General features: G+C 59.6%; 20 protein-coding genes. 12 read left to right on the top strand and 8 right to left on the bottom strand.

From position 1 onward, the window contains the following. Nucleotides 1-5: 5 nt before the first annotated feature. Together ASF13_RS19920 and ASF13_RS19915 are read left to right on the top strand one after the other, a co-directional pair. Nucleotides 6-236 (top strand): hypothetical protein, encoded by a 231-nt coding sequence (locus tag ASF13_RS19920; protein WP_056240628.1) that lies wholly within the window; start codon nt 6-8, stop codon nt 234-236. A 304-nt stretch (nt 237-540) separates the two neighbouring features. Then, nucleotides 541-756, top strand: a complete 216-nt coding sequence (locus ASF13_RS19915; RefSeq protein WP_056240624.1) for a hypothetical protein — start codon at nt 541-543, stop codon at nt 754-756. Nucleotides 757-784: 28 nt separating this feature from the next. Here ASF13_RS19915 and ASF13_RS19910 read toward each other — a convergent pair whose 3' ends face one another. The 3 genes from ASF13_RS19910 to ASF13_RS19900 form a co-directional block, all read right to left on the bottom strand. Next, the gene (locus tag ASF13_RS19910; RefSeq protein ID WP_056240621.1) at nt 785-1405 is read right to left on the bottom strand and encodes an alpha/beta hydrolase; all 621 of its coding nucleotides are present in this window, start codon (nt 1403-1405) and stop codon (nt 785-787) included. A gap of 191 nt (nt 1406-1596) precedes the next feature. After that, on the bottom strand, nt 1597-2562 hold the full coding sequence (locus tag ASF13_RS19905; protein ID WP_056240619.1) for a glutathione S-transferase family protein: 966 nt from the start codon (nt 2560-2562) through the stop codon (nt 1597-1599). 359 nt (nt 2563-2921) lie between these two features. Next, a complete protein-coding gene (locus ASF13_RS19900; protein ID WP_056240616.1) occupies nt 2922-3830 on the bottom strand; it encodes a LysR family transcriptional regulator in 909 nt (302 codons plus the stop codon). Nucleotides 3831-4006: 176 nt separating this feature from the next. On the opposite strand from ASF13_RS19900, the gene ASF13_RS19895 reads away from it, so the two are divergent. Beyond that, on the top strand, nt 4007-5839 hold the full coding sequence (locus ASF13_RS19895; RefSeq protein WP_056240614.1) for an ABC transporter ATP-binding protein: 1833 nt from the start codon (nt 4007-4009) through the stop codon (nt 5837-5839). A gap of 159 nt (nt 5840-5998) precedes the next feature. Here ASF13_RS19895 and ASF13_RS19890 read toward each other — a convergent pair whose 3' ends face one another. Next, nucleotides 5999-7126: a GNAT family N-acetyltransferase gene (locus ASF13_RS19890; RefSeq protein ID WP_056240612.1), complete on the bottom strand. Its 1128-nt coding sequence runs from the start codon at nt 7124-7126 to the stop codon at nt 5999-6001. A 192-nt stretch (nt 7127-7318) separates the two neighbouring features. Between ASF13_RS19890 and ASF13_RS19885 the strand changes: the two genes are divergently transcribed. Then, entirely contained in the window at nt 7319-8218 is a 900-nt protein-coding gene (locus ASF13_RS19885) for a siderophore-interacting protein (protein WP_056240610.1), read from the top strand. Here the strand turns inward: ASF13_RS19885 and ASF13_RS19880 are convergent. Beyond that, nucleotides 8181-9131, bottom strand: a complete 951-nt coding sequence (locus ASF13_RS19880) for a LysR family transcriptional regulator (protein ID WP_072166447.1) — start codon at nt 9129-9131, stop codon at nt 8181-8183. The two genes, ASF13_RS19885 and ASF13_RS19880, sit on opposite strands and share 38 nt — an antisense overlap. Nucleotides 9132-9333: 202 nt before the next feature. Here ASF13_RS19880 and ASF13_RS19875 point away from each other — a divergent pair, with 202 nt between their 5' ends. The 7 genes from ASF13_RS19875 (at nt 9334) to ASF13_RS19845 (ending at nt 14007) form a co-directional block, all read left to right on the top strand. Further along, nucleotides 9334-9666, top strand: a complete 333-nt coding sequence (locus tag ASF13_RS19875; protein ID WP_056240607.1) for a helix-turn-helix domain-containing protein — start codon at nt 9334-9336, stop codon at nt 9664-9666. 14 nt (nt 9667-9680) lie between these two features. Beyond that, nucleotides 9681-9911, top strand: a complete 231-nt coding sequence (locus tag ASF13_RS19870) for a hypothetical protein (protein WP_056240604.1) — start codon at nt 9681-9683, stop codon at nt 9909-9911. Between the two features lie 201 nt (nt 9912-10112). After that, nucleotides 10113-10619, top strand: coding sequence for a TIGR00645 family protein (locus ASF13_RS19865; RefSeq protein ID WP_056240600.1), 507 nt, complete (start codon nt 10113-10115; stop codon nt 10617-10619). Between the two features lie 625 nt (nt 10620-11244). Beyond that, nucleotides 11245-12168, top strand: coding sequence for a substrate-binding domain-containing protein (locus ASF13_RS19860; protein ID WP_056240596.1), 924 nt, complete (start codon nt 11245-11247; stop codon nt 12166-12168). Between the two features lie 264 nt (nt 12169-12432). Continuing rightward, nucleotides 12433-13326, top strand: coding sequence for an alpha/beta hydrolase (locus tag ASF13_RS19855; RefSeq protein ID WP_056240595.1), 894 nt, complete (start codon nt 12433-12435; stop codon nt 13324-13326). Nucleotides 13327-13456: 130 nt separating this feature from the next. Next, nucleotides 13457-13696: a type II toxin-antitoxin system CcdA family antitoxin gene (locus ASF13_RS19850; RefSeq protein WP_056240592.1), complete on the top strand. Its 240-nt coding sequence runs from the start codon at nt 13457-13459 to the stop codon at nt 13694-13696. 2 nt (nt 13697-13698) lie between these two features. Then, nucleotides 13699-14007, top strand: a complete 309-nt coding sequence (locus ASF13_RS19845) for a CcdB family protein (protein ID WP_056240587.1) — start codon at nt 13699-13701, stop codon at nt 14005-14007. A gap of 57 nt (nt 14008-14064) precedes the next feature. On the opposite strand, the gene ASF13_RS19840 is transcribed toward ASF13_RS19845, so the two are convergent. The 3 genes from ASF13_RS19840 to ASF13_RS19830 form a co-directional block, all read right to left on the bottom strand. After that, complete coding sequence (locus ASF13_RS19840) at nt 14065-15534, bottom strand: aspartate aminotransferase family protein (protein WP_056240584.1); 1470 nt, start codon at nt 15532-15534, stop codon at nt 14065-14067. 14 nt (nt 15535-15548) lie between these two features. Further along, the gene (locus ASF13_RS19835; protein WP_056241170.1) at nt 15549-16931 is read right to left on the bottom strand and encodes a diaminobutyrate--2-oxoglutarate transaminase; all 1383 of its coding nucleotides are present in this window, start codon (nt 16929-16931) and stop codon (nt 15549-15551) included. 944 nt (nt 16932-17875) lie between these two features. Next, complete coding sequence (locus ASF13_RS19830) at nt 17876-18697, bottom strand: alpha/beta fold hydrolase (RefSeq protein WP_056240581.1); 822 nt, start codon at nt 18695-18697, stop codon at nt 17876-17878. Nucleotides 18698-19108: 411 nt separating this feature from the next. Here ASF13_RS19830 and ASF13_RS19825 point away from each other — a divergent pair, with 411 nt between their 5' ends. Then, entirely contained in the window at nt 19109-19750 is a 642-nt protein-coding gene (locus tag ASF13_RS19825) for a hydrolase (protein ID WP_056241168.1), read from the top strand. Nucleotide 19751 lies beyond the last annotated feature (1 nt).

The raw sequence follows: 19751 nt of genomic DNA, 5'->3' as shown, positions 1-19751 counted from the left end.
TTATTGTGCATCACTGGGAATGGCATGATTTTACCGACCGTACTGAGTCTGAGGTGGTTGATGAGTTCGATCCTCATGCATCAGTAAGCAGCACCGCAACCGGCGAATACATCTCTCGTGATTTCTGGGTTGGCAGTTCCGGGGAGGGATTTCGCTATACCCTCGGTCTGCTGCGTATTACCGGTCAGTCGCTGCTGGACGGGATAACGGGTGGCCCGATTCTTTATCATGGATGAAAGCTGGTCGTTCCCGGGAGCGGCGGGTGGGTTGTGAGTTTTAACCTGTCAGGAGCGGGCCAGGAATTCAGGCGCGTTCAGCTGACGCAGCGTGCCAGAAAAGACCTGTTCGCGGCGATTTCCTGCGCAGTTTATGACCATTACAACGTGACCAAGGCAGGACTATACTGCTGGTATGCTGCGCGCCCTGAATTGGTCAAACTTTATGACAGAGCGCTGGGTTGCAGGAAACAGCCAGAAAGCAGACAAAAATTTATTCCGGGAATAGTCACGCTGAACCAGACAGGCCAGGTAAGGAGAGGATATGCCATTATCACCAGATACTACTGACACGATAGATATGGAAGCGTTTTGTGCCTGGCTGGATCGCCGGCTGAAACACGCAGCCGAAGTCACGGCAAAAGAAAAACTCGCGTCAGGTGAATACGTGATGTTTAAAGGCAGACCGGTACCGGCCTCTCTGCTTGCCGAAGAAGCTGCAATAAAGAGAGCCCGGCAGAGAAGAAAGGCTGCGGGATAAACTTACAGAAGTTGCCAGCTGCAGTGAGCTAAACCCGTTCTGCGCCCATCTCCAGTACTTCGGCAATATACTCCCCGGCCCGTCTCGCGCCCTGCGCCGAAATGGTATGCCCGACCCCCGGCTCAAACTGGCTGCTGACCTGTACGCCCAGCGCGCTCAGCTTATCAACCGCCGCTTCACTTTCCGCCTGCGGGATCACCCCGTCCGCGCTGCCGTGGATCAGCAGTACCGGCGTTGTTAACGGCGGCGTATGCGGCAGCGGTGAGGAGAGCCGTCCGGAGAAGGCAACGATACCACCGACCGGCCAGCGGCCGCTGACCAGCGCGTCGAGCGCCATAATCGATCCCTGTGAGAAACCAACCAGCACCACGCGATCGAGACGATCCTGCATCTGATGCTGTTCGAGGATCGCCGCGATCGTCGCGTCAAACGCCTCGCGGGCGGCGGCGACCCGCGCCGGACGGTTTTCCGGCGTGACCCCCGCCAGGCTGAACCACTGCCAGCCCGCGCCGTGCTCAAAATGGTGGGGCGCATCGGGGCTGGCGAAGCGCAGCCCCGGCAGCGTCTGCGCCCAGTGCGCGCCAAGCCCGGCGAGATCGTCGCCGCTGCTGCCCACGCCGTGCAGCAAAATCACTAATCCGTCTGTCATTATCCTGTTCCTTAAGTCATAAATCGTCAGCCAGTCAGCCAGTCAGCCAGTCAGCCAGTCAGCCAGTCAGCCTGGCACGGCCGAAAGAGGCCAGCAGTGGGGCGCGGCTGTTAAAGAAACACCTTTATCACCAGCCGGTCACTGGCTCCCGACACCCTTGCTACCGTCATAAACTGACGTCTTAAGCCACGTTAATCCTGAAAGCCGTAAGCGCGCATATCCGGTCCCACCGGCACGATGCCGTTGGGGTTCAGCGCTTTGATCGAGTAGTAGCCCGCCTTGATATGGGCGATGCTCACCGTCTCACGCACGCCGGGCAGTTCCAGCATCCGCAGCAGATAGCCGTTCAGCGCCGGGAAGTCGCGCAGCTGGCGCTGGTTGCACTTAAACAGACCGTGGTAGGCGGCGTCAAAGCGAATCAGCGTGACAAACAGGCGGATATCGGCTTCTGTTAGCGCGTTGCCGAACAGCCACGGGCCGCCGTCGGTCAGCCGTGTTTCCAGCTCATCAAGCATAGCGAACACGTCATGATATGCCTCGCGGTAGCTTTCAGCCGTGGTGGCAAAACCGGCGCGGTATACGCCGTTATTCAGCCGTGGGTAGACCTGCGCGTTCAGCGCGTCAATCTGCCCGCGCAGCGCGGCCGGGTAGAGATCGAGGCTGTTATCAGCCAGGGTACCGAAGCCGCTGTTGAGCATACGCACGATATCCGCTGACTCGTTGCTGACGATGGTGCCGGTTTTTTTATCCCACAGCACCGGCACGGTGGCGCGGCCGGTAAAGCCGCCGTCGGCGCGCGTATAGAGCTGGTGCAGGTACTCTGCGCCGTTCAGCGTATCGCGGTCCGCGCCGGGGAAGTCGCCAAAGTGCCAGCCTTCGTCGGTCAGCTGCGGCTCCACCACCGAGACGCTAATCAGCGGCTCCAGCCCCTTCAGCTTGCGGGCAATCAGCGTGCGTGAGGCCCACGGGCAGATCAGCGCGACATACAGGTGATAACGATCCGCTTCGGCGATAAAACCGCCGTCTCCGGTCGGGCCGGGTGCGCCGTCCGGCGTTACCCAGTGGCGGAAGCTGGAGATCTGGCGGACAAAGCCGCCCTGTTCATCGGTGGCCTGCACCGGGTGCCATTCGGCGGTCCACTTACCGTTAACCAGCATAGGGGCTCCTTACAGGCGTTTTGCGGCGGGCAGCGAGGCTTTCAGCGCGTATTTACCGTCGCCAGTCGGCGCGGCCAGGGGAGCGGTACGGTTATCAGTCATGTGATGTCGCCTGTGCAGAGGAAGTCGGAAGTTGATAAGGCAGACTGTACACGGATCCCACAGGGTTGATTATCCGCCCGGAATGGCAAACATTCCTTCCGGAATGGAAGGAATAAGCCGGTGCGCTCCTTTTTTGACGAAGGGTGGTGCCGGACATCCGTTGCCGCCCCGGCCCGCTTCGGGCGGCCGTAGAGAAAATCTGCCCGTGGCAGCTCTGCTCTGGCCTGGACTGGCTGAATGGCGCTGCCGGGCCTCCGTTACCAGCCCCGATCCCACTCCGGCTGCCCGGCAAAATGGCTGACCAGAAAGTCGATCAGCGCCCGCACTTTGTGGGCGAGGTGGCGTGCCGGCGGGTAGACGGCATACAGACCGAGCGGAGGCACTTCATGCGCTGCCAGCACGGTACGGATCGTGCCGCTGCGCAGCGCCGGGGCAGCGATAAAGGTGGGTAGCAGGGCGATGCCCAGCCCGCTTTTCGCCGCTGTCAGGCTGGCTTCGGCGCTGGAAAAGTGCAGGCGACCCCGTACCGGCTGGCTGATCGGTTCGCCGCCGACGCTGAATGTCCAGTTGTTCGGATCGCGAAAGTTGGTGTCGATAATGCAGTGGTGATCGGCCAGCTGCTGGCAGCTGAGCGGGGTGCCGTACTGGCGCAGATAGTCGTCGCTGGCGGCGGTGACCACACGGATATCACTGAGGCAGCGGGCAATCAGGCTACTGTCGCTGAGTTTGCCAATGCGGATCGCGACATCGAAGCCTTCATCCACGATATTGACCAGCCGGTCGGAGAAACTGACATCCAGTGCGATCTCCGGGAACTCGCGGGCAAAGGCGATCAGCGCAGGGGCCAGCGGACCGCTGCCGAACGAGACCGGCGCGCTGATCTTCAGCCGTCCCGACGGGCGGCCCGCCGCCAGCCGCACCGAGGCATCGAGCGCGTCCCACTCGTCGAGCAGATTTTTCACCTGTTCAAAATAGGCCTGGCCAACCTCGGTGGCCGCCAGCGCCCGGGTGCTGCGCTTCAGCAGCTGCACCCCCAGCTCGCGCTCCAGTTTAGAGACCAGCTTCGAGGCCTGGCCGCTGCTGGTGCCCAGCCGGGCGGCGGCGGCGGCAAAGCTGCCCAGCTCCAGCACCGCCACAAACATGCGATCGCACTCCAGTCGTTCCACCCCTTGCCCCCGTGCCGCGTTAATGTCCGGCTATTAAAGCAGTTCCTGGCGGCAGGCGGCAGCAAAACCTGACACCGGCGGCAGCACTTTTCATCAACAACCGCACCAGGTGACGGCTGTCTTAAACCGCGATCGACTAAGATGGAGGTTTCCCGCCGGATAAGTGAGCCTGCCTTATGCTGTTCAGCCGTATTGAAAGGATGATCGATGTGTTTCGCCCCGCCCCGGACGCCACGCCGCCGGACGGCGTCTGGCGTTTTTATCTCTACTATCTGCGCCAGGTGTGGCCGGGCTTTGCCGTGCTGCTGGTGATCGGCCTGATCGCCTCGCTGATTGAGGTGGCGCTGTTTCGCTACCTCAGCCGGATTATCGACCTGGTAAACGCCGGCGGCGCGGCCAGTTTCTTTCGCGATCACAGCGGTGAGCTGCTGTGGATGGCGGCGGTGGCGATGCTGCTGCGGCCGCTGTTTATCGGCCTGCACGACCTGCTGGTGCACCAGACTATTAACCCCGGCATGACCAATATGATCCGCTGGCAGAACCACAGCTACGTGCTGCGGCAGAGCGTCAGCTTTTTCCAGAACGACTTTGCCGGGCGCATCGCCCAGCGCATTATGCAGACCGGCAGCGCGCTGCGCGACTCGGCGGTGCAGGCGGTGGACGCGCTGTGGCACGTGCTGATCTACGCGGTGACCACGCTGGTGCTGTTTGCCGAGGCCGACTGGCGGCTGGCGATGCCGCTGGTGGTGTGGATCGCCGGCTACGTGCTGTGCCTGCGCTATTTTGTGCCGCGCATCAAGGCGCGCTCGGTAGCGTCGTCGGACTCCCGTTCGCGGCTGATGGGCAACGTGGTCGATGGCTACACCAACATCACCACCCTCAAGCTGTTCGCCCACGGCGACCTGGAAAGCCGTTACGCCCGCGAGGCGATCGACGATCTGACCGAAAAAACCCGTCATCAGGGGCGCATGGTGACCGGTATGGACGTGGTAGTGACCACGCTGAACGGCCTGCTGATGGTCAGCACCACCGGGCTGGCGCTGTGGCTGTGGAGCCAGTCGCTGATCAGCGTCGGTGCCATTGCGCTGGCCACCGGGCTGGTTATTCGCATCGTCAATATGTCCGGCTGGATCATGTGGGTGGTTAACGGCATCTTTGAAAATATCGGCATGGTGCAGGACGGGCTGAAGACCATCGCGCAGCCGGTCAGCGTGCAGGATACGCCGCAGTCCGCTGCGCTGCGCGTGCCGCGCGGTGAAATTCACTTCGACGCCATCCGCTTTAACTACGGTGGCGAGCGCCGGGTGATCGACGGCCTGCAGCTGACCATCCGCCCCGGTGAGAAGATCGGCCTGATTGGCCCGTCCGGCGCCGGTAAATCGACGCTGGTCAACCTGCTGCTAAGGCTGTATGACCTCAACGGCGGGCGCATTCTGATCGACGGCCAGGACATTGCCGACGTCAGCCAGCAGAGCCTGCGCGCGCAGATTGGTATGATCACCCAGGACACCTCGCTGCTGCACCGCTCCATCCGCGATAACCTGCTCTACGGCCGCCCGGACGCCAGCGAAGCCGAACTGACGCGCGCTATTCATCAGGCGAAGGCCGACGAGTTTATCCCGCTGCTGGCCGATCCGCAGGGGCGCAGCGGGCTGGATGCCCACGTCGGCGAACGCGGCGTCAAGCTTTCCGGCGGCCAGCGCCAGCGCATCGCTATCGCCCGCGTGCTGCTGAAGGATGCGCCGATCCTGATTATGGATGAGGCCACCTCGGCGCTGGATTCGGAAGTGGAGGCGGCGATCCAGGAGAGCCTGGAGACGCTGATGGGCGATAAAACGGTGATCGCCATCGCCCACCGGCTGTCGACCATTGCGCGGATGGACCGGCTGGTGGTGCTGGAACAGGGGCGCATCGTCGAGATTGGCAGCCACGCGGAACTGCTGGCGCAGGGCGGGCTGTATGCGCGGCTGTGGCAGCACCAGACGGGTGGGTTTGTTGGCGAGCAGTAAGCCACCGCCAGCGGGATTAAGGGCGCGCCCGTAAGGCGCCCCGGACAGGGCGTTAATGGCGGTCCGCTGCCGTTATCCGGCGACAGCGGGCAGAGGCCTGGGTTTCCCGCCTGCGGCACCGGTGGCTGCCTGCCGTACAAAGGGGCCGGCAGCAGGTCGTTACTCGTGGGTCTGTCGGTAAGGCAGCGCTTCCCGCGCCTCTTCTGCCCAGGCGCGCACGCCGTCACGCTCCTGCTGCAGAAAGTCCGCCACCGCATCCTGCAGGCCGGGGTGACGCAGCAGGTGCCAGGAGTCGGTAAGCACCGGCTCAAAGCCGCGGATCAGCTTGTGTTCGCCCTGGGCTCCGGCGTCAAAGCGCTGCAGCCCGTGGGCAATCGCGTACTCCATTCCCTGATAGAAACAGGTTTCAAAGTGCAGGTGGTTAAACTCCGCCAGGCAGCCCCAGTAGCGGCCGTAGAAGGTCTGGCCGTCGACCAGGCTGAAGGCCATCGCCACCGGCTGCCCGTCGTGGCTGGCCATCACCACGCGGATCGCGGCGGGCATCCGCTCCGCCAGCAGGCTGAAGAAGGTGCGGGTCAGATAGGGCTGACGGCCGCGCACCCGGTAGGTGCTGGCGTAGCAGGCGTAAACGAAGTCCCACTGCGCCTCATTCAGCTCATGGCCCTGATACCAGTCAAAGCTGAAGCCCTGTTTTGCCACCCCTTCACGCTCCTTGCGCAGCTGCTTGCGCTTGCGCGAGGTCAGCGTATCAAGAAAGTCCTGAAAGTCGCGGTAGCCGCGGTTGTGCCAGTGATACTGACAGCCGAGGCGCGGCAGCCAGCGCGGGTCTGCTGCCAGCTCTGCGGCCAGCCGGGCATCGCTGAAGTTGATATGGCCGCTGTACAGCTGCTGCTGTGCCAGAAAACCGGGCAGCGCCTGTAACAGCCGCCCGCCCGCCGCCGCATCCCCTACCAGCCGCGCGCCGCTCACCGGGCTGAGCGGCACCGCAGACAGCCATTTCGGGTAATAGGGGATGCCCGCCCGCTGGCAGGCGTCGGCCCACGCGTGATCGAAAACGTATTCGCCCATCGAGTGGCTTTTTATATAGCCGGGCAGCGCCGCCAGCGGGCGACCCTCCTCGATCCACAGCAGATGCTGCGGCTGCCAGCCGGTGGCGGCGCTGACCGAGCCGCTCTCTTCCAGGCTGGATAAAAAGGCGTGGCGCATAAAGGGCTGATCGTCGGGCAGCAGGGCGTCCCACTGACTGGCCGGGAGATCGGCCAGCTGCGTCAGAAGGGTTAGCGACATCGGTGAACTCCGGGTTGGCGGCAGCAGAGCCCCTACGTTGACCGCTTTTGTCGCCGCGATCAATGCTTCTGTGTATTTCTGGTGGCTCGCACTGAATCATTACTCATTCTCATTATCATTTGTGTTTGCTATCCTTGCTGCCCTTACCTGCGCGGTGCTTCGCGCGACGTTTTCCGGTCTCAGAGGTGATGTATGGCAGCAGTACAGGCGTATCGCTTATTTAACGTGGTTCTGGCGCGTAAACGGGAACTCTCTCCGTCGATGCTCTGCTGTACGTTCAGCGGTGAAGAGTTACGGCAGATAAAAATCGACGCGCCGGACCAGCGTATTAAGCTGCTGCTGCCGTCGCTGAGCGGCAAACCCTCCCGGCTGATTAACGAAGAGGTGCACTGGTGGGAGCGGGTCTGCGCCATGCCGACGGAAGATCGCCCGATCCTGCGCACCTACACCCTGCGCAACGTTAACGCCGAAGCCGGTGAGATCGACGTGGAGTTCGTGATGCACGGCACCGAAGGCCCGGCCTCTGCCTGGGCGCTGGGCGCACAACCGGGCGACAGCTTGCAAATCGCCGCGCCAAACCGCGCCCACGAGGCCGACAGCGGCGGCTATGAGTGGGCACCGCACCCGCAGGTGCAGCAGGCGCTGGTGGTGGCGGATGAAACCGCCTTACCGGCCGCCAAAGCGATTATCGAACAGCTGGCAGGCTGGCCGCAGCCGCCGCAGGTGCAGCTGTTTGTTGAGATGCCGGCGCGCGGTGACTGGCTGGATCTCAGCGAGTACCCGTTCGTTGAGGCCCACTGGCTGGCACGCGAGCACGGCGAGCTGCGCTACGGTGAAGCGCTGCTGGCGGCGGTGAAAGAGCACGTCAGGCTGCCGGAGCAGGCGCAGGTGTGCCAGGACGTGCGTGAAGAGGGCGAAGGCGAACTGCTGTGGGATCGCGCAGCCAGCGATAACCGCCTCTTCCACGGCTGGGTGGCCGCCGAATCCAGCGCGGTGAAGCATCTGCGCCGCTACCTGATCGGTGAGCGCGGGCTGGCGCAGGAGACCATCAGCTTTATGGCCTACTGGAGCCAGGGGCCGCGCCGTAAGTAACGTTGCTGCGATCCATAATCAGCGGGCAGGCGGTCTTTAACGTATTGTAGAACCAGCTTTTGGCGGTGATGTCGCCAATTTCGGTATGGCCGTACAGGCACACTTCCAGGTTAGGAACCTGGAACGGCAGCTCGACGATGCGGCCGTTGCCGCGTGCGGCGTAGATCGCCGCCGCGCTGGAGGGCAGCGTCGCCAGCAGATGGCTGGCGGCGATCAGCTCGCCCAGCGCCGCAAAGTGCGGCACCTCCAGCGCGATATTCCGTTCCACGCCATACTCCCTGATCCGCTCTTCCACCAACTGATGGCCGCTGATGGCCGACACCAGAATATGCTGCTCGGCCAGATACTGCTCCAGCGTCATCTCGCCGCCGATGCGCGGATGGCGGCAGTTCAGCAGGCAGACGTAGCGCTCATCCATAATCCGGTCACGCTGTGCCAGGGTAATGTTCTCGTTGCGGCTGCACAGCGCCGCGTCGACCTTGCCGGTCAGCAGCCACTCGTTCAGCTTCTGCATCTCAATCGGTATTACCTCCAGCCGCACGTTTGGTGCCACCTCACGCAGGTGTTTCACCAGCCGCGGCAGCAGCAGCAGCTCGCCGAGGTCGGAGAGGGCGAGGCGGAATTTGTGAGAGGATGTTTCCGGAGAGAAGCTGCGGGTTTCGGCCACCGCCTTTTCAATGCCGCTCAGCGCCCCCTTAAAGACCCGGTAAAGCTGGCTGGCGGTGGAGGTGGGCAGCATGCCTTTACGGCTGCGCTTAAACAGCTCATTTCCGGTCTCAGCCCGCAGCCGTGCCAGCGCGTAGCTGGCCGAGGGCTGGGTGATAAACAGGCGGTCGGCGGCGGCGCTGACGCTCTGCGTTTCATAAATGGCGATAAATACCCGCACCAGGTTCAGATCCATATTGGCAGACATATAGCCCCTGTCTATTGTTACAGATTTATTTTATCTATTTGAACTATTTTAAGCGCGGGCATACCATGCCTTCCATAAATTTTTGATATGTTCTGCAATTTTTTTCATATCCCAATAAATTCAATAAAATCATAACAATAATCATCCTTTCTTTTAGGTTTGGAGTGGGGCGGCCAACGCCCGTCATCGCGGAGAGTCAACAATGAAGAATGAAATCGTGGACGTGATCGTCGACTGGATCGATCAGCATTTAGAGGAAGGTCTGAACATTGAGGCGGTGGCGGCGAAGTCCGGCTACTCGAAATGGCACCTGCAGCGCGCGTTTAAAGAGCAGCGCGGTATTACCCTGGCGACCTTTATTCGCAGCCGCCGCCTTGAGCAGGCCGCGCAGTGCCTGATCGATTCGACCAAAAGTATTATGACCATCTCGATGGATCTCGGTTTCTCATCCCAGCAGTGCTTCCAGCGGGTGTTTAAAAAGCATTTCAATATCACCCCGCGCGACTACCGTATTCAGCACCGTCAGTATCACTGAGGCCGGAGGCCGTTATGCCGCATATCGTAAAACGTGCAGTGCTGCTCGCCGCGTTGTCCGGCACCCTTGCGGCAACAGGCGTGCAGGCCGCGGCGAGCCCTGGACACAGAGCCAGCCAGGCGACCACTGCTGATGGCCGCAGCAGCCCCTGGGGCTATGAGCAGCAGCGGCATAAGGCAATGCGCCAGGTGAATCATGTGCTGCCGTTGGAGCAGGAACCGCAGGGGAAAGCGATCGGAAAGTGACGGGTACATGGGGCTGGGCTGAGCGCAGTTAGAATGGCAGATGTCGGGTAACCGTCACCGCCTGAGCGGCAGCAATCAAACTTCCATTCTGAACGCCTGTGTTGAAGACCGTTAAATTCTGCCCCGCCATCCCGCACCTTCTGCAAAAGTTCATCGGCGATCGGTTATAATGCGCGCCTGTTTAACTGTGAACTGGATGCTATGGAACGTTTCGTCGAAAATCTCATTTACTCCTCGCGCTGGCTGCTGGCGCCGATCTACCTTGGGTTGTCGATCGGGCTGCTGGCGCTGGCCATTAAGTTTTTCCAGGAGGTTTTCCATCTGCTGCCGAACGTGTTGAGCATTGCGGAAAACGATCTGGTGCTGGTGCTGCTTTCGATGATCGATCTGACGCTGGTCGGCGGGCTGCTGGTGATGGTGATGCTTTCCGGCTACGAGAACTTCGTCTCCAAGCTGGATATCGCCGAGCATAAGGAGAAGCTCAGCTGGCTGGGCAAAATGGACTCCGGCTCGCTGAAAAACAAGGTGGCCGCCTCGATCGTCGCCATCTCGTCGATTCACCTGCTGCGGGTGTTTATGGACGCGCGCAATATCCCGGATAACAAGCTACTGTGGTACGTGATTATTCACCTGACCTTTGTGCTGTCGGCGTTTGTGATGGGCTGGCTGGACAGCCTGTCGAAGAAAGATAAAACGCCGCTCAACTAAGGTGGCAGCAGACAAAACGGGGAGCTGATTTCAGCTCCCCGTTTGCATTTCCCGCCAGAAAGCCGCGCGCCGGGCCGGACTTAACCGCAGAAGGTGCCGGCGCTCAGATCATAGCTTTTCAGTCTGTTATACCGCCCGACGCGGGCATCACCGACATCAGGCCGCCGCCGCTGACCGCCACACCCGGCCCGAATCCCCCTGCCCGGGTTATCTGCAACATTCGCATTGCCCACCGTCCGGAGTGTCCATTTTATAGACATGTTAAGTTGACATGTTCTTTTTATGTTCATTTTTCGAGCGCGAGAGGCGGTAAGAGCGGCGGCCTGCGGGGATCTGCCGCCTGGCACAGCCTTTGCTATGTCATCAGTACGACGATTTATCCCGCGGCAGGCGATCGCTAAGCGCCGGCAACGGGTAATGAAGAGTTGGGGGTATTGCGTCAGAAGGCCGGGCATCTGAGGGCAGCGGTAGTGCCCGGTCTGAACAGCGCATTTTCAGCAGTAAATCTCAGTGCGGTCAGCCCTGGCCGCTTTTTTACAACGCCTTACCGGCCGTTATCTGCAGGCCATTTTCCTATTGTCACCTTATAAAATAATAACTTACCTATACCTACAGGATTAACGCGATGAACACAAAAAAAGCCGGACTGTTAATTTTAGCGCTGTCGCTGGCGCCCGCTACCCAGGCGAAAGATCTGCGCGTTGGCGTGGCGCTGGCCAACTTTGACCTTAACTTTATCTCCATTCTGCGCACGCAGATGGCGGAGGAGATGAAAAAAGAGCAGATTCAGGGGCAGTTTGAAGACGCCAAGGGCGACGTGGCGGTTCAGGTGCAGCAGGTGGAGAACTTTATTAACCAGGGCGTCGATGCGATTATCCTTAACCCGGTGGATACCCAGGGTGTGAAGCGCATGATGGATGCGGCCAGCAAAGCCAGTATCCCGCTGATTTTCGTCAACCGTAAGCCGGAAGTGGAGCTGACCGGCAAAATGGGCTATGTCGGTTCAGATTCACTGCTCGGCGGGCGCATGGAGATGGAAGCGCTGGCCAAACGCATGAACTACAAAGGCAACGTGGCGATCCTGATGGGCGCGCTGTCGGCGGAAGAGGCGCGCCAGCGCACCAAAGCCACCGAAGAGGTGATCGCCAAATATAAGGATATGAAGGTGGTCGAGAAGCAGTCCGCCCAGTGGATGCGTAATGAAGCGGTCGATGTGACCTCCGGCTGGCTGCTCTCCGGCAATAAGATCGACGCGATTGCCGCCAACAACGATGAGATGGCAATCGGCGCGATTATGGCGCTCAACCAGAGCGGCAGAAAAGACGTGCTGGTGGCCGGCATCGACGGCACCCCGGACGCGCTGCAGTTTATTAAAAACGGCCGGCTGGCGCTGACCGTCTTCCAGGACGCGGCCGGGCAGGGCAGAGGCGCGGTGACCATGGTGAAACAGGTGATCGACGGCACCAGTAAAGATCGCTTTATGTGGATCCCCTATCAGGTGATCACCAAAGAGAACGTTGCGCAGTACGCGACGCAAAACGCGAAGTAATTGCCCCGCGGGCCCTGCGATCGGGGCCCGCTGCCCCTTCTGCCTCTGCCCGCTGCCGCCGACTTTTTCTCCGCTCAGGTTACCCGTTTACCATTCCGCTAGTCTGTTGTGCATTTTCTTCAAATTTATTTTGCTAAGGCATAATAAAACTGTGACTCCTGTAGCATTTCTCTGGCAATGTGCATACTATTTCGCCGCTGAGATCCGCCGCCCAGGCGCTCAGTAACCAGATTCTGCCTACTCCTGAGAAACCGGACATGATCCATGATTAGCCGCCGCCGCCTGTTAATGGGCTCCGGCGCATTTTTGCTGGCAATGAGCACCGACAATCTGTTTGCACGGCAGGACTTTTTCCCGCTGTGGCCGGACGAACCTCCCGGCGGTGGTGGGCCAAGCGGCGCGCTGCGTATTTCATCTAACGGTTCCTGGTCGAATATTGTCAGCCCCGGTATCCAGCGCTTTCTGCCTGAGCAGCCTAACGGTAAAGCGGTGCTGATCGCCGCCGGTGGCGGCTACCGCTGGATCGGCATGGGTCGCGAAGGCTGGCCGGTGGCGCGCTGGCTGAACAGCAAAGGCTACACGGCTTACGTGCTCAGTTACCGGCTGCCGGGGGAGCACTGGCAGGATGGCAACCGCGTGGCGCTGCAGGACGCCCAGCGGGCGATTCGTCTGGTGCGCTCGATGGAGAACAGCGTGCATCTGCTGGGCTTTTCGGCGGGTGGGCACCTGCTGGGGATGGCGGCGGCGCGGCCGGATTTTGCCACCTACGCGCCGCAGGATAGCATCGACGAGATCGTGCCAAAGGCCGACAGCGTGGGGCTAATCTACCCGGTGATCACCCTGGAACCACCCTATACCCACACCAATACCCACCTGATGATGGTCGGTAATCATCCCACGGCGGCAGAAGAGGCCAGCTGGTCGGTACAAAACTACGTGACCCGCGCCTATCCGCCGCTGTTTATCGCCCAGGCGGAAGATGACCCGACCTCAGACCCGGAAAACAGCGTGATCATGACCGAGACCTGTCGCCGCGTCGGCGTGCCGGTGCAGCAGATCCAGCTGTCGCGCGGCGGCCACGGCTTCGGCCTTGGCAAAGCCGGCACCCCGGCGGCGATCTGGGATGAAGCCTATGCGGTGTGGCTGGCGGCACGGTAGCTGGCGGTTAACTCGTCTGTGAGAATCTGCGAGGGGGGGACCGCAGCGGAAGATTAAAATTCGTACGCAGATGATTAATTTTTGTATGCTATTACCCTTGTCATGACACGTGTTCACTGCAGGGGTAATTATGTCCACATCATCCGCAACTCAGAAAAAAACCGTTAGCGTGACGCTCGATCCCGCCCTCTATGATGAGGCCCGCCGGGCAGGCATTAATCTCTCTGCCACCCTGGCAACTGCTTTACTCAGTGAGCTGCGCGCCACGGCTGCCAGACGCTGGCAGCAGGAAAATCAGCAGGGACTAGATGAACTCAACCGGATTACCGAAGAGAATGGTCTGTTGTCCGATCGCTACCGGGCCTTTTAATCATGCAGTACCGGGTCTATCGTAACCAGTCTGGATCGCAAAGCCACCCCTGGCTGCTTGACGTACAGAGCGACATTATCGGCCAGCTGAATATCCGCATGGTCATACCGCTTTTTCCCCGCGATCGCTTTAAGGGAACTCAGCCAGTGAGGCTGTGCCCGATCGTGAAGATAGAAGGGAAAGAGTATCTGGTTATGACGCATCAGATGGCCAGCGTGCTCAGCAGTATGCTGGGTGAAGAGATCAGCAGTCTGGCTGCGCAGCGCGATGAGATCAAAGCCGCGATTGATTTTCTTCTGGACGGATTTTAAGCAATAAAAAAGCCGGTAACAGAGTTACCGGCTTTTTCAGGCGTAGCAGCAGGGCGATTACGCCAGCAGCTCATTCCCGGTCAGCTCAACCAGATCCAGCAGCTTGATGATGTCCTGCAGGGTCACGGTTGGGTTGAGCAGCGTCACCTTCAGGCAGGTGATGCCGTTGGCTTCGGTCACGCCGACGTTGGCGCGGCCGGATTCCAGCAGCTTGTCACCGATCTTCTGGTTCAGCAGCGCGATATCCGCGTCGCTGGCGTTCGCCAGTGCCGCAGGGCGGAAGCGGAACAGCACGCTGGCCAGCTGCGGCTTCATCACCAGCTCCAGCTCCGGCTGCTCAGTGACGTAGCCCGCCACCTGCTGTGCCAGGGTAACGCCGTGATCGATGATCGCCGCGTACTGCTCCTGACCCAGCGCTTCCAGGCCCATCCACAGCTTCAGTGCGTCGAAGCGGCGGGTGGTCTGCAGCGATTTGGAGACCAGGTTCGGTACGCCGGCCGCTTCGTCGAACTCAGAGTTCAGGTAAGCCGCCTGGTAGCGCATCAGCTCGTAGTGGCGCGCTTCCTTCAGCAGGAAGGCACCGCAGCTGATGGTCTGGAAGTACTGCTTGTGGAAGTCCAGGGTAATGGAATCCACCAGCTCGATGCCGTCCAGGTAGTGACGATACTGCTCAGACATCAGCAGCGCGCCGCCCCAGGCCGCATCAACGTGTACCCAGATCTGCTGTTCAGCCGCAAGCTGAGCAATTTCACGCAGCGGGTCGATCGCACCGGCGTCGGTGGTACCGGCGGTGGCGACGATCGCCAGGATCTGCTCGCCGTTGGCCTGCGCCTGCGCCACTTTCTCACGCAGATCGTTGATGTCCATCCGCGCGAATTCGTCGGTTTTCACCAGGGTCACGGACTGATAGCCGAGGCCCATCAGCGCCATGTTTTTCTGCACCGAGAAGTGGGCGTTTTCCGAGCACAGCACCTTAATCTTACGCAGATCGCCGGTCAGGCCATGCTGCTGGATCGAGTGCCCCTGGCGGGCGAAGAAGGCGTCACGCGCCAGCATCAGGCCCATCAGGTTGCTCTGGGTGCCGCCGCTGGTGAACACGCCGGCATCGCCGGCCTGGTAACCGACGCGGGTGCGCAGCCACTCAATCAGCTTCACTTCCATAATGGTGGCTGACGGGCTCTGGTCCCATGAGTCCATGCTCTGGTTGGTGGCGTTGATCAACACTTCCGCGGCCTGGCTGATCACCAGGCTCGGGCAGTGCAGGTGCGCCACGCACTGCGGGTGGTGCACCGACAGGCTGTCCTTCAGGAAGTACTCAATCGCGCGCTCGATAGCGGCCTGGTTACCCAGGCCCTGAGCGTTAAAATCAAGCTGAATGCGCTCGCGCAGCTCGGCAACAGATTTACCCTGATACATCTCAGGCTGCTGCAGCCACTGCACCACGGCCGCGCTGGTCTGGGCAATCGCCTGCTGGTAGGCCTCGGTGCTCTCGGCGGAGGCCGCCAGAATTGGATTTGTCCGGGACATCAACTTCACTCCACTCAGACTGGTTTTACACCAGCGGCTAACATCGCCTGTTCAAATTTATCCAGGAACACGCCCAGGTCTTCTTTGCTGATCAGCAGGGATGGCAACAGGCGCAGTACCGCACCGTGACGACCACCACGCTCCAGAATCAGACCGTTTTCGAAGCATTTTTTCTGAATCAGCGCAGACAGATCGCCGTCCGCCGGGTAGCAACCCAGCTGATCCTGTGCTTCCTGCGGCTTAACGAACTCAATGCCGAGCATCAGGCCCAGACCGCGCACGTGGCCGATCGCCGGGTAGCGCTTCTGCAGCTCGCCCAGTTTGCCCTTCAGCCATTCGCCTTTCTCGGCAACGCTGTCAGCAATATTGTGCTCTTTCAGCAGCTTCAGCGTGGTCAGGCCGGTGGCCATCGCCAGCTGGTTGCCACGGAAGGTGCCGGTGTGGTGGCCAGGTGACCAGGCGTCGAACTGCTTCTTGATACCCAGCACGGCCAGCGGCAGACCGCCACCAACGGCTTTTGACATCACGATGATGTCCGGCTGAATGCCGGCGTGTTCAAAGGCGAAGAACTTACCGGTACGGGCAAAGCCCGCCTGCACTTCGTCGATGATCAGCAGAATGCCGTGCTCTTCGGTCACCTTACGGATGCGCTGCAGCCACTCGGCCGGCGCCGGGTTCACGCCGCCTTCACCCTGAACGGCTTCCAGAATCACCGCCGCAGGTTTGCGCACGCCGCTCTCAACGTCGTTGATCAGGTTTTCGAAGTAGTAGGTCAGCGCTTTCACGCCAGCCTCACCGCCGATACCCAGCGGGCAGCGGTACAGGTGCGGGTAAGGCATAAACTGCACTTCCGGCATCATGCCGTCTACCGCTTCTTTCGGCGACAGGTTACCGGTCACGGACAGTGCGCCGTGAGTCATACCGTGGTAGCCGCCGGAGAAGCTGATCACGCCGGCACGGCCGGTCACTTTTTTCGCCAGCTTCAGCGCGGCTTCCACGGCGTCAGCGCCGGAAGGGCCGGTGAACTGCAGGCAGTACTCTTTACCCGCTCCAGGCAGTAACGAGAGCAGATACTCAGAGAACTGGTCCTTCAGTGGCGTCGTCAGGTCAAGAGTATGTAACGGCAAGCCGCTGGTAATGACATTTTGGATGCTTTGCAGAACATCAGGATGGTTGTGTCCAAGCGCCAGCGTTCCCGCACCGGCCAGGCAGTCAAGATACTGATTACCTTCAACATCGGTAATCCACGCGCCCTGAGCTTTCGCAATTGCAAACGGCAACTTACGCGGATAGCTCCTCACATTCGACTCAAATTCAGCCTGTCTGGCTAAAAAGGTCGCGTTGTTTCCCTCTACAGAATTCACATTCAAACTATCAATACGGACTTTATCCGTCATCATATCTCTCCTACAACCGAGCGTGCTCAACACGCCGCAATTGATTAAATGAATAAAAATGAAGCTCATCGGCTAAAAAACGCGGCCAATATATGGCTTTTTAGTTCTGACCTCAATAATTTATTTTGTTCAACGTTGTTAATGCATTGCCCGGGGTGACGCCAGGCTGATGATTTATTGAGCGATCGCATAAAAAAGGCCGCTTTCACGCGGAAGATTTTTTTACAAAAAACTGCGTTTTCCTCATATCTGACGCGGCCTCAGCGGGGGTTTACCCCTGCGCTGGTCCGGCCACTTCGCCCAGCGGGTCGTCATGTAAAATTCATCCTGACTCTGCCGTTTTACCGCGCAGATTTGCCTTAAAACGGCGATAAGATCTTTCTTACTATTCAGCAGGTAAACTTTAAGGTTATCGCCATATAACCTTAATAAAAACGCAGGATAAGCCTAATGTTCAAAATACATCTAAAACAGTAATGATATTAATAATCCACCCCCCAACGGCATTAAAAGCCGCCCGCCAAGCCTCCACAGCCAATTTATGCCAGCTCACAGGCGTTTAAAAACACCCAGTCAACCAGGCCGTCAATTTTTCGGGGGGGGCAGTGGGATGAGCCCGGAGCGGGGTAACCCGTGGAGGGTCGCCCGCTGACAGGCCCGGTGAATCTCGATCAACCAGACAACGAGCCCTAAGGTTCACAGACAAAAAACAGTCAATTTTTCGGGAGGGCAGTGGGATGAGCCCGAAGCGGGGTAACCCGCGCAGGGTCGCCCGCTGACAGGCCCGGTGAATCCCGATCAACCAGACAACGAGCCCTAAGGTTCACAGACAAAAAACAGTCAATTTTTCGGGAGGGCAGTGGGATGAGCCCGGAGCGGGGTAACCCGCGGAGGGTCGCCCGCTGACAGGCCCGGTGAATCTCGATCAACCAGACAACGAGCCCTTACAACGTCTGCAGAAACGCCAGCAGATCCTGGTTCAGCCGATCCTGATGCGTCACCGCAAAGCCGTGCGGCGCGTTCTCATACACCTTCAGCGCCGCGCCCTTAATCTGCTGCGCCGCCAGCTTACCGGTGGTCTCAAACGGCACCACCTGATCATTATCACCGTGGATCACCAGCGTCGGCACATCCACCTTCGCCAGATCGCCACGGAAATCGGTGGTCTCAAAGGCAGTCACACAGTCAATGGTGCCCTTCAGCGACGCCAGCAGCGCAATATTCAGCGTCTGAGCCAGCACGCCTTCAGACACCGTCTGCCCGGCATTCAGCCCGTAGAATGGGGTGGCAAAATCACTGATAAACTGTGCACGATCTTTGCGCAGACCGTCGCGGATCCCGTCAAATACCGAGCCATCCACCCCGCCTGCAAAGCCCGATGCCTGACCAAAGGCCGGCGTCACCGCGCCCAGCAGCACCAGGCCGCGAACCCGCGCCGAACCGTAACGGCCAACGTAGCGCGACACGTCGCCGCCGCCCATTGAGAAGCCCACCAGCGTCACGTCCTGCAGATCCAGATGGTTAATCAGGTCGTTGATGTCAGAGGCGAAGGTATCGTAGTTGTAACCCTCCCACGGCTGCTCAGAACGGCCAAAGCCGCGACGGTCAAAGGCGATCACCCGGTAGCCGTTTTCGGCGAGGAAATTCAGCTGGCTGTCCCACATATCGGCGTCCAGCGGCCAGCCGTGGCTGAACAGTACCGGCTTACCCTTGCCCCAGTCTTTGTAATAAATCTGCGTGCCGTCCTGCGTGTTGTAGGTGCTCATGTTCATTCCTCAAAAGGTGGATTACGTGGTGTGATTAAAAGCGTAGTCGTAATTTACTGAGAATGAAAAGGGGATATTTTTAACGAGTTGTCAGAAAATTTCGAACGACTTACCGCCATGAATTTTATGGATAAATTCTTCTATATACCGCAAAAAAACCGTGTCAAAAAAAACTCAACAACTTAGCAAATTCTTTCCGCTATCCCGTTTTTTAAACCCGACGTAATCTTATTTCCAGCAGCAACAAACCCACACAGAAATGTGAAAACTGAAAAAATTTAAGAGGAACTGAAAATGTCTAAATTCGACCTGCTGGACCCACAGAACTCCACCCTGATCTTTATCGACCATCAGCCGCAGATGTCGTTCGGCGTCGCCAACATCGACCGCCAGCAGCTGAAAAACAACAAAATGTCTAAATTCGACCTGCTGGACCCACAGAACTCCACCCTGATCTTTATCGACCATCAGCCGCAGATGTCGTTCGGCGTCGCCAACATCGACCGCCAGCAGCTGAAAAAYAAYACCGTGGCGCTGGCCAAAGCGGGCAARATTTTYAACGTTCCGACCATTTAYACCTCGGTGGAAACCGAAAGCTTCAGCGGCTACATCTGGCCGGAGCTGCTGGCGGTGCACCCGGAGGTGCAGCCGATTGAGCGTACYTCGATGAACTCCTGGGAAGATGCGGCCTTCGTGGCGGCGGTGAAAGCCACCGGCCGTAAGAAGCTGATTATCTCCGCCCTGTGGACCGAGGTGTGCCTGACCTTCCCGGCGCTGATGGCGCTGAAAGAGGGCTTCGAGGTRTACGTGGTGACCGAYACGTCMGGCGGCACCAGCGTGGATGCCCACGAGCGTTCGATTGACCGCATGGTGCAGGCGGGTGCGGTGCCGGTGACCTGGCAGCAGGTGCTGCTGGAGTACCAGCGTGACTGGGCGCGTAAAGAGACCTACGACGCGGTGATGGACCTGGTGCGCGAGCACAGCGGCGCCTACGGCATGGGCGTTGATTACGCCTACACCCTGGTACACAAAGCCCCGGCCCGTAAAGCCTGAT

Origin of the sequence: Erwinia sp. Leaf53 (genome assembly GCF_001422605.1) — a bacterium.
Lineage (GTDB): Bacteria > Pseudomonadota > Gammaproteobacteria > Enterobacterales > Enterobacteriaceae > Erwinia.
The sequence above is the reverse complement of the archived record's forward strand: the minus strand, read 5'-3'. Positions and strand labels throughout refer to the sequence as shown.

Bases quoted from the DNA above. Each gene is read 5' to 3' on its own strand.
- ASF13_RS19915 (WP_056240624.1), top strand. From the start codon at position 541: ATGCCATTATCACCAGATACTACTGACACGATAGATATGGAAGCGTTT.
- ASF13_RS19910 (WP_056240621.1), bottom strand. From the start codon at position 1,405: ATGACAGACGGATTAGTGATTTTGCTGCACGGCGTGGGCAGCAGCGGC.
- ASF13_RS19905 (WP_056240619.1), bottom strand. From the start codon at position 2,562: ATGCTGGTTAACGGTAAGTGGACCGCCGAATGGCACCCGGTGCAGGCC.
- ASF13_RS19895 (WP_056240614.1), top strand. From the start codon at position 4,007: ATGCTGTTCAGCCGTATTGAAAGGATGATCGATGTGTTTCGCCCCGCC.
- ASF13_RS19890 (WP_056240612.1), bottom strand. From the start codon at position 7,126: ATGTCGCTAACCCTTCTGACGCAGCTGGCCGATCTCCCGGCCAGTCAG.
- ASF13_RS19885 (WP_056240610.1), top strand. From the start codon at position 7,319: ATGGCAGCAGTACAGGCGTATCGCTTATTTAACGTGGTTCTGGCGCGT.
- ASF13_RS19880 (WP_072166447.1), bottom strand. From the start codon at position 9,131: ATGTCTGCCAATATGGATCTGAACCTGGTGCGGGTATTTATCGCCATT.
- ASF13_RS19875 (WP_056240607.1), top strand. From the start codon at position 9,334: ATGAAGAATGAAATCGTGGACGTGATCGTCGACTGGATCGATCAGCAT.
- ASF13_RS19870 (WP_056240604.1), top strand. From the start codon at position 9,681: ATGCCGCATATCGTAAAACGTGCAGTGCTGCTCGCCGCGTTGTCCGGC.
- ASF13_RS19865 (WP_056240600.1), top strand. From the start codon at position 10,113: ATGGAACGTTTCGTCGAAAATCTCATTTACTCCTCGCGCTGGCTGCTG.
- ASF13_RS19860 (WP_056240596.1), top strand. From the start codon at position 11,245: ATGAACACAAAAAAAGCCGGACTGTTAATTTTAGCGCTGTCGCTGGCG.
- ASF13_RS19855 (WP_056240595.1), top strand. From the start codon at position 12,433: ATGATTAGCCGCCGCCGCCTGTTAATGGGCTCCGGCGCATTTTTGCTG.
- ASF13_RS19850 (WP_056240592.1), top strand. From the start codon at position 13,457: ATGTCCACATCATCCGCAACTCAGAAAAAAACCGTTAGCGTGACGCTC.
- ASF13_RS19845 (WP_056240587.1), top strand. From the start codon at position 13,699: ATGCAGTACCGGGTCTATCGTAACCAGTCTGGATCGCAAAGCCACCCC.
- ASF13_RS19840 (WP_056240584.1), bottom strand. From the start codon at position 15,534: ATGTCCCGGACAAATCCAATTCTGGCGGCCTCCGCCGAGAGCACCGAG.
- ASF13_RS19835 (WP_056241170.1), bottom strand. From the start codon at position 16,931: ATGACGGATAAAGTCCGTATTGATAGTTTGAATGTGAATTCTGTAGAG.
- ASF13_RS19830 (WP_056240581.1), bottom strand. From the start codon at position 18,697: ATGAGCACCTACAACACGCAGGACGGCACGCAGATTTATTACAAAGAC.